The sequence below is a fragment of the Pseudovibrio exalbescens genome (genome assembly GCF_028737195.1).
GTDB lineage: Bacteria > Pseudomonadota > Alphaproteobacteria > Rhizobiales > Stappiaceae > Pseudovibrio > Pseudovibrio zosterae.
In genome coordinates, this window is the sequence record NZ_JAQZAJ010000001.1 from 1,056,099 (window position 1) to 1,069,067 (window position 12,969).

15 protein-coding genes are annotated in these 12,969 nt (G+C 53.3%); 6 read left to right on the forward strand and 9 right to left on the reverse strand.

Annotated features, from left to right (window positions below; translation table 11 throughout):
• Window positions 1-39 precede the first annotated feature (39 nt).
• Window positions 40-216 (forward strand): hypothetical protein, encoded by a 177-nt coding sequence (locus tag PUV47_RS04910; protein WP_274217356.1) that lies wholly within the window; start codon window positions 40-42, stop codon window positions 214-216.
• Here PUV47_RS04910 and PUV47_RS04915 read toward each other — a convergent pair.
• The 3 genes from PUV47_RS04915 to PUV47_RS04925 form a co-directional block, all read right to left on the reverse strand.
• A complete protein-coding gene (locus tag PUV47_RS04915) occupies window positions 181-873 on the reverse strand; it encodes a trypsin-like serine peptidase (RefSeq protein ID WP_274217357.1) in 693 nt (230 codons plus the stop codon). The two genes, PUV47_RS04910 and PUV47_RS04915, sit on opposite strands and share 36 nt — an antisense overlap.
• Before the next feature lie 181 nt (window positions 874-1,054).
• Window positions 1,055-1,483, reverse strand: a complete 429-nt coding sequence (locus PUV47_RS04920) for a nuclear transport factor 2 family protein (protein ID WP_274217358.1) — start codon at window positions 1,481-1,483, stop codon at window positions 1,055-1,057.
• 119 nt (window positions 1,484-1,602) lie between these two features.
• Window positions 1,603-2,466, reverse strand: a complete 864-nt coding sequence (locus PUV47_RS04925) for a transporter substrate-binding domain-containing protein (protein WP_337994496.1) — start codon at window positions 2,464-2,466, stop codon at window positions 1,603-1,605.
• Between the two features lie 487 nt (window positions 2,467-2,953).
• On the opposite strand from PUV47_RS04925, the gene pcaQ reads away from it, so the two are divergent.
• The 4 genes from pcaQ (at window position 2,954) to PUV47_RS04945 (ending at window position 7,098) form a co-directional block, all read left to right on the forward strand.
• Window positions 2,954-3,901, forward strand: coding sequence for a pca operon transcription factor PcaQ (pcaQ, locus tag PUV47_RS04930; protein ID WP_274217359.1), 948 nt, complete (start codon window positions 2,954-2,956; stop codon window positions 3,899-3,901).
• Between the two features lie 275 nt (window positions 3,902-4,176).
• Complete coding sequence (locus PUV47_RS04935) at window positions 4,177-5,220, forward strand: TRAP transporter substrate-binding protein (RefSeq protein ID WP_425313731.1); 1,044 nt, start codon at window positions 4,177-4,179, stop codon at window positions 5,218-5,220.
• Between the two features lie 2 nt (window positions 5,221-5,222).
• Window positions 5,223-5,747, forward strand: coding sequence for a TRAP transporter small permease (locus PUV47_RS04940; protein ID WP_274217361.1), 525 nt, complete (start codon window positions 5,223-5,225; stop codon window positions 5,745-5,747).
• Window positions 5,740-7,098 (forward strand): TRAP transporter large permease, encoded by a 1,359-nt coding sequence (locus PUV47_RS04945; protein WP_274217362.1) that lies wholly within the window; start codon window positions 5,740-5,742, stop codon window positions 7,096-7,098. Before PUV47_RS04940 ends, PUV47_RS04945 begins: the two co-directional genes overlap by 8 nt.
• Window positions 7,099-7,230: 132 nt before the next feature.
• On the opposite strand, the gene PUV47_RS04950 is transcribed toward PUV47_RS04945, so the two are convergent.
• From PUV47_RS04950 to pcaD, 6 genes are all read right to left on the reverse strand, one after another.
• Window positions 7,231-7,704 carry a YbjN domain-containing protein gene (locus tag PUV47_RS04950; protein WP_274217363.1) on the reverse strand — a complete coding sequence of 158 codons (474 nt, stop codon included), beginning with the start codon at window positions 7,702-7,704 and terminating at the stop codon, window positions 7,231-7,233.
• Between the two features lie 153 nt (window positions 7,705-7,857).
• Window positions 7,858-8,910 carry a 3-carboxy-cis,cis-muconate cycloisomerase gene (locus PUV47_RS04955; RefSeq protein ID WP_274217364.1) on the reverse strand — a complete coding sequence of 351 codons (1,053 nt, stop codon included), beginning with the start codon at window positions 8,908-8,910 and terminating at the stop codon, window positions 7,858-7,860.
• A 48-nt stretch (window positions 8,911-8,958) separates the two neighbouring features.
• Window positions 8,959-9,570 carry a protocatechuate 3,4-dioxygenase subunit alpha gene (gene pcaG / locus PUV47_RS04960; RefSeq protein WP_274217365.1) on the reverse strand — a complete coding sequence of 204 codons (612 nt, stop codon included), beginning with the start codon at window positions 9,568-9,570 and terminating at the stop codon, window positions 8,959-8,961.
• A 1-nt stretch (window position 9,571) separates the two neighbouring features.
• A complete protein-coding gene (gene pcaH, locus PUV47_RS04965) occupies window positions 9,572-10,303 on the reverse strand; it encodes a protocatechuate 3,4-dioxygenase subunit beta (protein ID WP_274217366.1) in 732 nt (243 codons plus the stop codon).
• Window positions 10,300-10,698, reverse strand: a complete 399-nt coding sequence (pcaC, locus tag PUV47_RS04970) for a 4-carboxymuconolactone decarboxylase (RefSeq protein ID WP_274217367.1) — start codon at window positions 10,696-10,698, stop codon at window positions 10,300-10,302. The genes pcaH and pcaC overlap by 4 nt, the downstream gene beginning before the upstream one ends.
• Window positions 10,699-11,505, reverse strand: a complete 807-nt coding sequence (gene pcaD, locus PUV47_RS04975) for a 3-oxoadipate enol-lactonase (protein WP_274217368.1) — start codon at window positions 11,503-11,505, stop codon at window positions 10,699-10,701. It lies immediately after the preceding gene.
• A 270-nt stretch (window positions 11,506-11,775) separates the two neighbouring features.
• Between pcaD and pobA the strand changes: the two genes are divergently transcribed.
• Complete coding sequence (gene pobA, locus PUV47_RS04980; RefSeq protein WP_274217369.1) at window positions 11,776-12,960, forward strand: 4-hydroxybenzoate 3-monooxygenase; 1,185 nt, start codon at window positions 11,776-11,778, stop codon at window positions 12,958-12,960.
• The last annotated feature ends 9 nt before the right edge of the window (window positions 12,961-12,969 follow it).

A 12,969-nucleotide genomic window follows, 5' to 3' on the forward strand; every position in this document is an offset into this window, starting at 1 on the left:
GCCTTCTTCCTTTACTTCAATCAGAAACGGATCGATTTGATGAGACTTTCCGCTCCAAGCTTTATCGTGTTCATTCTGGCGCTTGCTCTTGGCGTAATGGCTCTGCTCAGTGCCGTTGGCGGCATCTACATTCCGGTGATCACCGGTAATACCTTTTGGGCGATGACCGGTGGCTGGGGCCTATTGGTTCTCGGCAGTATCTTCAAGGGCGTTTAATCCGGCCCTAGAATTACAGCTGTTTTCCCGCTCAAGACTAGGCCATGAACTGATCGGAACCGCGATGGAGTACTTGTCCTCCGTCGCGCCGATCACAACGGCAGCCACACGCGCCTTCCCCTCCACTTCAATCAAAGCCGGACCGCCAGAGCCGCCATAGTTGGTGTTGCAGTTGGTTAGCCAAACACCTTCCTGCTCAGCGACAATTTCGCAGCCGCTGTGCGCCGATGGCAGGTAGGGTCGGTCACGGTAGTAGCCAACACTGGTGAAATCAGGCCCGGACCCCTCCAAACCACCAGTCTCAGAAAGATCGACCGTCTGCACAACGGGGACATCAAGCGGCTTTGTCAGGTAGATGAAAGCAATGTCCTGCAATGTTTCGGCGAGCATTGGCTTTCGTGCGAAACGATAACCTTCGGGCATGGCTACGCAACGCGCTACCGCGTGTGCCAAGTGCTTGTCGCGGCGCACACCAGCTACAAAATGGATTTTGTTGGCAGGAAAAGGCTTGGTGGTGATGCGATTGAAAACGCAGTGGGCTGCAGTGAGCACCACATCAGGAGCGACCAAAGTTCCCGTACACATAGACGTGGAACGAAACCCCGCGACGTTGATACGCCCAATGGAACTCCATGGCGCATCCCACGAATCTATCATTTCTCGCTGATCTTCGCCTCGGATACCTGGGAATGGATCTGGTCCAATCCCCTGAGCAAGGCTGGAGAGCGGCTGAAGAACAAGACAGAAAAAGTATAGAACTGCTGCGCCCAAAGGCCTTTGCATCTCAACCGCCATAAGCTGCATCTCCCAAACTGAACAACAAAACCCTTGATCGGCGTCAGCTTGCAAGGGTACGGTCCCCTTCATCGAAGCGCTTTTGGAAGCGCAAGAAATCGATAGACCACTGCCCTCCCGTGTAAACCAACGATATGTCGAAGATGCCATAGAGTTTGAAGAACTTGTCGGCGTCCGCTCTGGGGCCAAAGTATGTGCGGGCGGAGTACAGCCGAGCACAGGCTTTTTGCTCCTGAGATTCAACAATGATGTTGCTGATGTAGTGAAGGCTCCCAGCAAACTGGCCCAAGAACGCCTTTAGATGGTCAACAGCTTCGGTCGGCGCCAGATCTTGAGCTCCCCCCTTGCACCAGTATGGATCATCCAGATGAACGGGATCGGTCAGAACTGCTTCCGCCATTTTCCAGTTCCGATCATCCAGGTGCTGAAAAAACGCGTTTATGCGATTGGCTATGGTGTGGGCAGTGTCCATTGTTCGCTCAGATCGGTGACTGTCGAAGGTGAGAGCCACTATACATGGCTCCTTGGCGATCCAAACATCTTAAATCTTGTAGCTTTGTCGTCCATTCGGTTTGAAGGGAGCAAACACAGCTAGCGGCGCTTGAGGTTCCACTTTTTCGCCAACTCTTTGAAGTAACCGCGCTCTTCTTTGAAGCGGATCCATGAGTTCACATAGTTGATCCAGACCTGATCGTTGCGAGGCAGCATCATTCCCACAGGCGTTGGAGCGCGGGGCGCTTCCACCGGCACGATCATCAACTCTCTATGTGCTTCGATCAGTTGCAAGGCTTCCACGTCCGATGTGATGTGGGCATCAGCGCGGCCAGCCAAAACTTCCTCGTAGTCGCGGCGCGGTGTCACCACAATCCAATGTCGCGCGAGAGGAAAAAACTCTTTAATCAGCTGTTCTTGACTGGTCCCCAATGTGGCAGCAATCGTAACGCCCGGTTGGTTTAGATCGGCCCAAGTGTTGAACCTGCCATCGTTGGCTCGCAGTGTCAGCGGAACGGTTGCAAGCGAAAAGTAGCTCTCTGAAAAGGCAACTCTGGCTGCTCTAGCCGGAGTGAGGCTAGCGGACGTGGTAATATCATAGTGCCCAGCTTGTAGACCCTTGGTCAGATTACCCCAATCCATTCGGACATACTCAATGGAAACACCGAGATCCTTGGCAAGTTCGTTCGTCAAGTCAATGTCATAGCCGATGTAGCCGCCATTTTCTGGATCGCGCACCGACATGGGCAGCCAATCCCCGGTGGTTCCCACACGCAACACGCCGTATTGGAGGATACGATCTAAAACAGTGTTTTGCCCCCAAGAGGAGAATGGTTGCAAAACAAACAAAGCGAAAAAACCAAGGAGCACAGCCTGCCGAAACTTAAATACCATTTGAGAGACCACGTGTTTCAAGTCTGCAAGATCCTTCGGTTTGCTGCTAAATGGCACGACAACGCGCATAGCCAAGCTTCCCGGAACATAAATTACCTTAACGTAATCATTCTAATATGAATATTGCAAAGATGCAGATTTTCTGAAACTCATGCTTTTCCTCCCAAGCCACGCCATTTCAAATTATGCAACATTCAATATACGAGAAATGTTCATCTAAACTCCTCTGCTTTCAAACAAAACTAGACACTCTCGAAGTGAAGTTTACCTACTCACACCCGAAAGAAGCAAAAAAAATCCCAGTATATGGGATTCCTTATTCTCTGAAAAATTAAGGAGAGATGACAGCTTCAAGAATAGGCACGGAACTTTACTAGAAAAAATTAAGGCAGCTCCATTCTTTTTCAATTCGGCTCCTGAAATAACACCTAAACCGCTACTAACCACAGATAGAACGCCACGGTTACCTATCGTTTTCACAATTACGTATTGACCCTTAGATTTGCAGGTGCTTATAACAAGCTCCCGTTGTTTCATTGACCATAGTTGCACAGGAATGAACAATCTTCGCCGATTAAAACTGCGCCATCTGGAGGCATTCGTTGAAGTTGCACGATTGAGTAGCGTCAGCCGAGCTGCGGAGGTCTTGAACCTCACCCAACCAGCCGTGACACGCACAATCCGCGAACTTGAGGAGATTTGCGGCCGCCCACTGATCGAGAAAGACGGGCGCGGCATAAAGATCTCACAGTTTGGCGAAATGTTCCTCAAGCACGCAGGTACAAGCCTTTCCGCGGCACGAAACGGCATAAACGCTCTGGCCCAGTTTAGCGTGGCCGACGGACCAATGATCCGGCTGGGTGCCCTACCAACAGTCTCTGCTGCTATCGTTCCGCAAGCTGTCGCGAGATATCTTCAGTCCGGCATGCGCAATCGATTGCACATAGTAACGGGTGAAAACAAGGTTCTCCTCGATCAGCTCCGGAACGGTGAACTAGACATGGTTATGGGCCGGCTACCTGCGCCCGAAAACATGCAGAACCTGACATTTGATCCGCTTTACAGAGAACGCGTGGTTTTTGCGGTGGACGCCAACCATCCTCTTGCGAAAACCCTGCAGTTATCCATTGAGCAGTTCAACGATTATCCTGTCTTGCTGCCTTCAGCCGCCTCGATAATCCGGCCGTTTGTTGATCGCCTTTTCATCGAGCAAGGCATCCCTGAACCCATTCATGCAATCGAGACAGTGTCGGATTCCTTTGGCCGAGCTTTTACCCGGGACCATCAGGCAATCTGGATTATCTCACGAGGGGTTATCGCCGCCGAAATTGCGTCTGGGCAGTTCGTTGAACTGCCGATTGACACCTCATCAACACGAGGAGCGGTCGGCCTCGTCACCCGATCCGATCAGCAACAGGGTCCCGCTTCCCTATTCTTTTCCGAAATACTGAAAGACATCAGCTCAGAGGGCTTTGCACAGCCAACAGAACTCGCTGAGGCTTGACCTCGCCCCCGCTCATCCATATCCAATCCGGCATGATACGAGCCGAAAAACAAATTTTACGCACCAAACGCGACATGGAATAGATAGAGAGATCTACGTAGTTCATCGGGGAGCGATGGGTTATATTTTGCCGAGAACTGAGCCGTGCAGGTCCGTCTCTGGTTTTTGTAGCTGCATGCACATATTCGGAGTCACGCATTCAACCAGAGGTTAGGTTTACCTGATATGGCACCTGACTACTGTAGCGTCGTAGTTTCCGATTTTGGGAGGATACCATGAAGACACTGGGTGCATTATCAATGTTGGCGGCCTCCGCGCTTCCTGCAATTTTTTCTGTCGGCGCAGCGAACGCAGCAGACTATACATTCAAGCTGCATCACTTCCTAAGCAACAAAGCCCCGGCGCATGCGCAGATGCTTGAACCTTGGGCGCGGGCTGTAGAGGAGAAGTCAGGGGGTAAAGTTTCCATTGAAATATTCCCCTCCATGACACTCGGCGGGCGCCCTCCTGAACTTGTCTCTCAAGCGCGCGACGGCGTGGTTGATCTTGTCTGGACGTTGAACGGCTACACACCGGGTCTCTTCCCTCGCACAGAGGTGATGGAGCTCCCACTCGTCTACGTCAACGACCCCAAGGCGGCCAATCTGGCGCTCAATGATCTTTTTGAGAGCGACCTAAAACAAGAGTACAAAGGCCTAGAGGTGATGTTCCTGCACGTGCACGCAGGTAACGGCATTCAAATGCGGGACAAGGAAGTTCACAGTCCGGAAGATCTAGCGGGCACAGCCCTTCGCACGCCGTCTCGCACTGGCGCATGGGTCATTGAGGCACTTGGCGCGTCGCCCGCTGCCATGCCAGTGCCTGACCTGCCACAGGCATTGCAAAAGGGCGTTATTGACGGCGCGTTCATTCCTTGGGAAATCATCCCTCCGCTCAAGATTCAGGAGCAGACTCAATACCAGATCGAAGGCGCTGCCAACGCACGCTTTGGCACTGCTGTCTTTCAGGTTTCCATGAACAAGGCTCGATGGGACAGCCTGCCCAACGATGTACAGCAGGCCTTTCGTGAGGCTTCCAACGAAGAATGGCTGGCACAGGTTGGGGAGATCTGGCGCAACGCAGATGACTTCGGCATTAGTCTCGCAGAACAGGCCGGAAACACTCATATCATCCTGACTGAAGAGGAAACCGCGGTATTTAATGAGGCCCTGGCGCCCGTCGTCGATCGCTGGGTGGCGGAGGTCAGCTCAAAAGGTATTGACGGCCCGGCCTTGGTTGAGAAAGCCCGCGCAGCCATCGCAAAACACAGCGGCCAATAAGAATGACTGCCACTCGGCCTCCACACCGGACTGCCAGCCTGAAACGGCTGGCAGAACTGAGCATAACTGGCTGGGCAATGGTTGGCGGCGTCCTGTTGCTGCTGGTGGTCGCCGTCAATATGATCTCCGTGATCGGGGGCATTTTTGGCCATCCATTTCCTGGGGACTTTGAACTTACGGAAATGGGCGTTGCCATTGCTGCATTTTCATTCCTTCCTTACTGCCAGTTGAAAGATGCCAATGTGACAGCAGATGTTTTTACAGCCCGTGCATCCATTCGCATCAAGGCCGTGCTCTCCCTTGTTGCCTCACTTATTGCACTCGGGTTTGCCCTGCTTCTTTTATGGCGCATGTATCTGGGTATGGAGGATCAGCGGCTTTACGAGTACACCACAACAATCCTTCAAATCCCACATTGGCTCGCCTTTGTTCCGATCCTCATCTCTTTGGCTTTGCTGTCTATTGCGGCAGTGATTTCGCTCTTGAACGCCACCACAACTGCTTTGACGCGGTACCCGTATGGCTGAATCTCTCACCCTCGGCATTGGTGGTTTGTTGGTTCTCATTCTGCTGATTGGCATTCGGATTCCCATTGCCTATGCCATGATCATCGTCGGGGGCATTGGCATTTCCCTTATCAACGGCCCTCAACTTCTGCTCAGCCAGCTCAAGACACTCGCCTACGGCCAGTTCTCCATCTACGATCTGTCGGTCGTGCCACTGTTCGTTTTAATGGGTGCATTGGCCGCCAAGACAGGCTTGAGCCAAGCGCTGTTTCGCGCAGCGAATGCCTGGCTTGGCTGGCTGCGAGGCGGAACAGCCATGGCGGCGATCGCCTCCTGTGCAGGCTTCGGTGCGATCTGCGGCTCATCACTTGCAACGGCCTCCACAATGGGCAAGGTCGCTCTACCTGAACTGCGGCGCTACAACTATTCTGGCGCCTTGGCCACTGGCACACTGGCGGCCGGCGGCGTTCTTGGAATTCTCATACCCCCCTCCGTGGTACTCATCATCTACTCCATCATCGTGGAAGCAAACATCGTCACGATGTTCGTGGCAGCCTTTATTCCCGGTGCACTGGCCGTCATTCTGTTCCTGCTCACCATTGCGCTTTATGTACTGATCAACCCCACGGCTGGACCAAAGGGTGGTGCGGGCAGCAGGGAAGAATTCGTTGCAGCAACGGTAGGAATGATACCTGTGCTGATTGTGTTCGGACTGGTGATCGGCGGCATTTATATTGGTCTTTACAACCCCACTCCAGCCGCGGCCGTTGGCGTCTTTCTCGTGCTGTGCTTTGGCCTCATCCAGCGTAAGATCAACTTCCGAGTGATGGGGGAAGCGCTTCGGGAGACGGCCAGCACCTCTGGAATGATCTACTTGATCCTGCTCGGTGCGGAACTCTTGAAGATCTTCATGTCGCGCAGCGGCTTGCCACAAGAGGCGGCGGCATGGGTTGCAGCGAGCGGGTTGGAGCCAATGACCGTTCTCGTTCTGCTCCTCATTGCCCTGATCCTGCTCGGTTGCTTGATGGATAGCCTTTCCATGATGCTTCTGGTGATACCCTTCTTTTGGCCAGTCCTGTCGGAGATGAATGGCGGCATCTATCAAATGGCCGAGGGCTCGGGCTATGGCATGAGCACTGAAGACTTGAAGGTCTGGTTTGGCATTCTGGCACTCATTGTTGTGGAACTGGGGCTGATCACACCACCAGTCGGTATGAATGTGTTCGTCATATCGGCGCTTGCCCGCGACATTCCCATGATTGAAACATTCAAGGGCGTCCTGCCATTCTTCATGGCGGAGATCATACGGGTCATAATTTTGCTGAGTTTTCCGGCACTGGTCCTGTGGTTGCCGCATGTACTTAGCGGCTAACCCAGTATGCCCAACAAAAAACCTCGCAAGCTAAACTGCGAGGTTTTTCAGTTTCAGTTCTGAAAACAGAGAATTTCGATGCCACTGCGTCTTTGACACATCTAAGCAGCAAACCGCATCTTCCGACTTGGCTCAGGCCTCGGTTTCCTCAATGTGATTGATGAACTGGCCAACAGCCACGCGCCACCAATCAACAGCGTCTTCGAAATTTTCTTCTGTAAGGCCACCCTTTGTGGTGACAAAGTACTCAAGGTAAGGATCGCGTTCATCGTCGATATAGGCCTTACCGACAATACGCTCTTCATTCCATGTATTGATGCTGTCCATATCAATACCGTTTTCCAGATCCCATACTGCGCTGAACTGGATGCCATTACAGTCCTTGCCCTCAGTGCAGCCATAGAAATAGATGCTGTAACGCACACCTGAAACAGAGCTGCGGATCATCGGGTCCCCTTGGTGATCTTTCTCAAGCTTGGCCTGATAGCCAAGGTCACGCATGGCATCAGCCATACCGATCGGATCATTGGCGTTAATGTCCTTCGCCGAAGCCATATGGGTGTATGCCATGGCAGCAGCGAAGACTAGAGCAGCGGTTTTCTTCATATCCTCAACCTGTAGTTTTTTGTGCCCAAAATCTCTAGCATTTGAAAAAATCGCAAGTCCAGTGAGCAGCCGAACCCGTGCAACTACTCTACAGAAAAAAGCCACGCATCTGGAGCTGCGCAGCATTGTACCCGATCTTTCGAACAGATTTATTCACTCTGCACCAATTGCCTCTACCTCAAGTAACAGCTTCTCACCAACGGCTAGACTCTTAGCTGCAACACACAACATTTGAGGTAGAATCATCCACTCCAGCATCCAGGCACTACCAGACCGTTCCTGTTCATGCAGAAGGCTGTGATGGACACCAGCAATTTGCGTCGCATTGAATCTGGCCAAAGCGATGAGAAGCTCCGCCTTCACCGGATTTTTTTTATGCGCCATCGCGGAAGAACCGCCTCCCCCACCTAGCCTTATCTCCTCAACGCCCTGCTGAGCCATGAGAGAAACGTCCTGACCTATTTTGCCAAGCTGGGCTGTCAGGTGCGACACCAACTCGGCAAGGCGGGAAAACGACACTCTGTCGGTGTGCCACGCAGATCCGGGGTCCGCCAGTGACAGCTCTTTCGCCAAGGCTTTGGCGAACACATCCTCTTTCCCATCAAAACCATTCCGCGTGCCGACAGGGCCACCGAACTGCAAAGCGAATGCGTTTTCGCGATGAGACTGAAGGTCCGCTTTCAACCGCTGCAAGGGCCGTTGCCAGTTTGAAAGCCGGTCATGAACCGTTATAGGCACGGCGGCTTGCATCCGAGTGCGCGCCATCAAGGACGCAGCCCCAAACTGCTGATCTAGGACGTCTAGTGCTTTGGCCACATTGGCAATGCGGCCCTCGAGAATGGTGAGGGCCTCGCGAAAACTCAACACCAACGCTGTGTCCAACACATCCTGACTGGTGAGGCCACTATGGAGAAACTCGGCAGCTTCCCCTGCTACATGGCGGCGCAGTTGGCTTACGAACTCCGGAACGATCACTCCATCACGAAGTTGTCCAGCTGCGATTTTTTCCAGTTGGGGGCGGAAGCTGGCGGCTTTTTCAACGATGGCGTCCGCGTGGATCCGATCAATCATGCCGCTGGATGCCATGGCTTTGGCCGCTGCCACCTCATAAGCAAGCGCGTGGTTTAAGATCGTTCGAGCGCTAAAAAGGCTGGCAACAGCTTCCTCCTGAAACAAGGAAGCGGCAAAGAAGTCATTTGCCATCATGTCTTCATTCCATCAAAGCATCGGCCTGCGCGCATTGCACCATCCCATCTATATGTCAAAGAACACCGTTTCATTGTCTCCTTGAAGGTAGATATCGAGGGCGTAACCACCATCAATTTTCCCGGCAATCAAGGTCTGGATCCGGTGCTTGTGCTCAATGCGCTGCAGAACCGGATCGACTGCATTGGCCTCATCTTCATCAGCGAAGTAGAGCCGGGTATTGAGTCCGAGATTGATGCCACGGGCGACGATCCACAAACTGATGTGAGGTGCTTGCATGCGCCCATCTGGAAAGGGAACCTGACCCGGCTTGATGGTTTCAAACTGGAAAACACCCGTTTCCATGTCCACCGGTTGGCGTCCCCAACCCGTGAAGCGCGGATCTGCGTCCCCTCTTGGTTCTTCAGGGCTATTGTAAAGACCATCGGCGTCGGCCTGCCAGATTTCGACCATGGCGTCTTTGATCGTCGCGCCGGCCCCATCAAAGATACGCCCGGACACGACAATTCTCTCGCCCTTGGCACCTTCCGCAACCATGGAGCTGCCCAAGTCCCGCGCATAGATACCGTCATTGCCGATAAAGTTGGGGGTGCAGCCAATATGCAAGTAAGGGCCCGCAGTTTGGGATGGGGTTTCCTTAAGATACTCAAACTTGACCACCTCAGTTGCCCTCCATGCGATTTTCAAAAAGGGTCGATCTGCGCCCTCGAAGCACCACATCAAAACGATAGGCCCGCGCGTTCATGGGAATGGTGTTGTTCATGTCCAGCTTGGCGGTGAGCATGTCGATTGCATCGGGATCGCCGATTGTATTGACGATCGGGCATAGTGCGATGTGCGGATCGCCCTCAAAATACATCTGCGAAATCAGCCGCTGCGCGAAACCACTGCCAAACAGGGAGAAATGGATGTGAGCGGGACGCCAGTCGTTCACTCCATTTGGCCAGGGGTAAGGACCAGGCTTGATGGTGCGGAAGGCATAGTAGCCCTCCTCATCGGTCAATACCCGGCCACACCCGCCGAAGTTTGGATCAAGCGGGGCAAGGTACCCGTCTTTCTTGTGCCGATAGCGCCCACCCGCATTGGCCTGCCAAACTTCGATCAGCACGTTGGGGACTGGGCGTGCGTTCTCAGCCAACACCCGACCGTGAACGATAATACGTTCACCCAGCGCACTTTCTCCCGGCCTTGCGCAGTTCAGGATCAAGTCAGCATCCAGCTCACCCAAGGCGCTGTGGCCGAATACGGGACCTGTGGTCTCACTCAGTGTGCTACCAAGGGACACAAGAGGCTTTTGCGGCGACCGCAGCACGCTGGTCTTGTACTCAGGTGTGTAGGCCTTTGGATGCCAACTCCTGTCACGCGGATAAAATGCGCCAAGCGCTTTTGTCATGATCCAGTCCCCTCTCCATCTGCCTCATCAAAGATGTTCTTGGCGATCTTTATTGCGCTGTTTGCAGCCGGAACCCCGGCATAGATGGCCACGTGAAGCAAGGCCTCCCGAACATCTTCACGGCTTGCCCCGGTATTCACTGTGGCCCGGATGTGCATGGCAAGCTCCTCTTCGTGCCCCAACGCAGCAAGAAGCGCAATTGTAACAATGGAGCGGTCCCTAGGCTGCCAGTCACTTCTGGACCAAACAGAACCCCATGCCGCCTCGGTGATCAGGTCCTGAAACGGTTCATCAAAAGAACTCTTGCTCCTCTCGGCTTGATCTACGTGCGCAGTGCCCAATACCCGCCGACGCGTTTCCATGCCTTGGCGGTGTCTTTCCGACTTGTTTTTCATCTAGCTTTGTCCTTGCACATGCACCTTGGCAACGAACTGCGCCAGTAACTGCGCAATCGCGTCAGGCTGTTCCACGCAAGGCAGGTGCCCGGCGTATTCGATCATTTCGAAGGAAGAGCCGGAGATTTTCTCCTGCATGTCCATCACCACTTCTGGGGGTGTTGAACCATCTTCATCACCACACAGACACAGGGTTGGCACGGTGATTGACTGGAGCACCTCGGTAAGGTCAGCATCTCTGATGGCCTCGCATGTGCCCAAGTACCCATCGAGAGCCGTGCGCACCAACATACTGCGGTAACCCGAAACCTGTTCTTGGCAGGAACTGCGAAATCCGCTGGAAAACCATCGCTCCAAAACAGGCTCCGCGAGCGCGGCAATGCCATCCTTGCGGATCAGATCAATACGGTCCTGCCACATCTGAGCAGTACCGATTTTGGCGGCCGTATCGCATAGGACCAAGCCCGCAACGAGGTCCGGTCGCTTGCGCCAAATCTCCAGTGCGATCAAGCCGCCGACCGACAAGCCGCAGAGCACCACCCCATCGAAGCCAGTTTTGGTCAGAAGTCCAATAAGATCATCGGCATGACGGCCAATGGAGTAGGCATCCGTGCCTTCCTCTGAGAGGCCATGGCCGCGCTTGTCATAGCGCAGTGTGGACCAACCATCTCCAAGCCGTGCGCAGACACCCGTCCAAATCCGAAAGTCACTGCCCAATGAGTTGATAAACACAAGAGGCGGTGGCCCCTTTTCAACTCTTTGAATGGCACAGTGCAACACAACACCATTTGTTTCGATGAACTCCATGGCATCCTCCTCATGAGGGAGATTTACATGCAGCTTTGCATATGAAAAATGATATTCGAGGGCATTATCATAACCGTAAAGCTATGAATTTCAGTGAGCTGATTGCCTGATCGTTGGCTCCATGCCTAGGCTCAGGCATAGCACTTTCGTGATTAAACAGCGCCGATTTTTCATTATTCATTTTGAAATGACTATGCAATTTTCGATCAAAGCGAAGTCTATGAGTGCGATCAGGTTGGGAGACTTGCCGCACTTTGGGGAGGTTCAGGAATGGGTGCGAAACACTTCACCACACAGGTGGCCATTATTGGTGGAGGACCTGCTGGTCTTCTTCTTTCGCACATCCTTCAAAAGCACGGCATCGAGAGCATCGTTCTGGAGCGACAAACCAAAGACTATGTTCTGGCTCGCATTCGTGCCGGTTTTTTGGAGCACGGCACCGTCCAAATGCTGAGGGACTATGACCTTGGCGAGCGCATGGATCGGGAAGGCCTTCCCAAAAACGGCGGTGCCATTGCCTGTCAAGGCAAGCCCGGTGTCTACATCGATACGGTGAAATGGACCGGCAAGCAGATGATGGCCTATGGCCAAACGGCTATTACCGAAGATCTCTATGCCGCAAGAGAACGCGATGGCGGCCATGTAATCAACGAGGCCGGACAAGTGGCACTCCATGACTTGAAGTCTGACAGGCCTCGAGTGACGTTTTCCAAGGACGGCGAGAACTATGAGATTGCGTGTAGTTTTATTGCCGGATGTGATGGTTTTCACGGTGTCAGCCGGCAATCGATCCCCTCGGATGTTCTTAAGGTTTTTGAGCGCGCCTATCCGTTCGGCTGGCTTGGCATCATGGCTGAGGTGCCGCCATTGAAAGAGCTGGTCTACGCCTATCACGAGGACGGCTTTGCCCTAGCCTCTCAGCGCAATCCGATGCTGAGCCGCTATTATGTGCAATGTGATATCAATGACGCGATTGAAGACTGGACGGACGACCGATTTTGGGAAGCCTTGCTGCGCCGAATGCCAGATGACATTGCTGGAAAGATCACCACGGGCCCTTCCATTGAAAAATCAATCGCGCCGCTTCGCAGCTTTGTTGCCGAACCCATGCAATACGGAGCGCTATTTCTTGCAGGTGATGCCGCTCATATCGTGCCCCCGACAGGTGCAAAGGGACTGAACTTGGCCTTTTCCGACGTCCATTACCTGTCACGCGGCTTGATAGAACACCTCAAACATAACAGGTCTCACCATTTGGAGCGCTACTCCGCGGACGCTTTACGGCGTGTTTGGAGCGCAGAGAACTTCTCATGGCGCATGACCAAGATGCTGCACGCCTTCCCAAATGAAGATCCGTTTACGCGCCGCATCCAGGCCAACACATACGACCTGCTGCTACAACACCCACCTATGCAACAGGCACTTGCCTATGAGTATGTTGGCCTGCCGTTCTAGGCAAAAACG

Coding starts and splice junctions, on each gene's coding strand:
- PUV47_RS04910 (WP_274217356.1), top strand. CDS start 40: ATGAGACTTTCCGCTCCAAGCTTTATCGTGTTCATTCTGGCGCTTGCT.
- PUV47_RS04945 (WP_274217362.1), top strand. CDS start 5,740: ATGGCTGAATCTCTCACCCTCGGCATTGGTGGTTTGTTGGTTCTCATT.
- PUV47_RS04940 (WP_274217361.1), top strand. CDS start 5,223: ATGACTGCCACTCGGCCTCCACACCGGACTGCCAGCCTGAAACGGCTG.
- pobA (WP_274217369.1), top strand. CDS start 11,776: ATGGGTGCGAAACACTTCACCACACAGGTGGCCATTATTGGTGGAGGA.
- PUV47_RS04955 (WP_274217364.1), bottom strand. CDS start 8,910: ATGATGGCAAATGACTTCTTTGCCGCTTCCTTGTTTCAGGAGGAAGCT.
- PUV47_RS04950 (WP_274217363.1), bottom strand. CDS start 7,704: ATGAAGAAAACCGCTGCTCTAGTCTTCGCTGCTGCCATGGCATACACC.
- PUV47_RS04935 (WP_425313731.1), top strand. CDS start 4,177: ATGAAGACACTGGGTGCATTATCAATGTTGGCGGCCTCCGCGCTTCCT.
- pcaC (WP_274217367.1), bottom strand. CDS start 10,698: ATGAAAAACAAGTCGGAAAGACACCGCCAAGGCATGGAAACGCGTCGG.
- PUV47_RS04920 (WP_274217358.1), bottom strand. CDS start 1,483: ATGGACACTGCCCACACCATAGCCAATCGCATAAACGCGTTTTTTCAG.
- PUV47_RS04925 (WP_337994496.1), bottom strand. CDS start 2,466: ATGCGCGTTGTCGTGCCATTTAGCAGCAAACCGAAGGATCTTGCAGAC.
- pcaQ (WP_274217359.1), top strand. CDS start 2,954: ATGAACAATCTTCGCCGATTAAAACTGCGCCATCTGGAGGCATTCGTT.
- PUV47_RS04915 (WP_274217357.1), bottom strand. CDS start 873: ATGATAGATTCGTGGGATGCGCCATGGAGTTCCATTGGGCGTATCAAC.
- pcaH (WP_274217366.1), bottom strand. CDS start 10,303: ATGACAAAAGCGCTTGGCGCATTTTATCCGCGTGACAGGAGTTGGCAT.
- pcaD (WP_274217368.1), bottom strand. CDS start 11,505: ATGGAGTTCATCGAAACAAATGGTGTTGTGTTGCACTGTGCCATTCAA.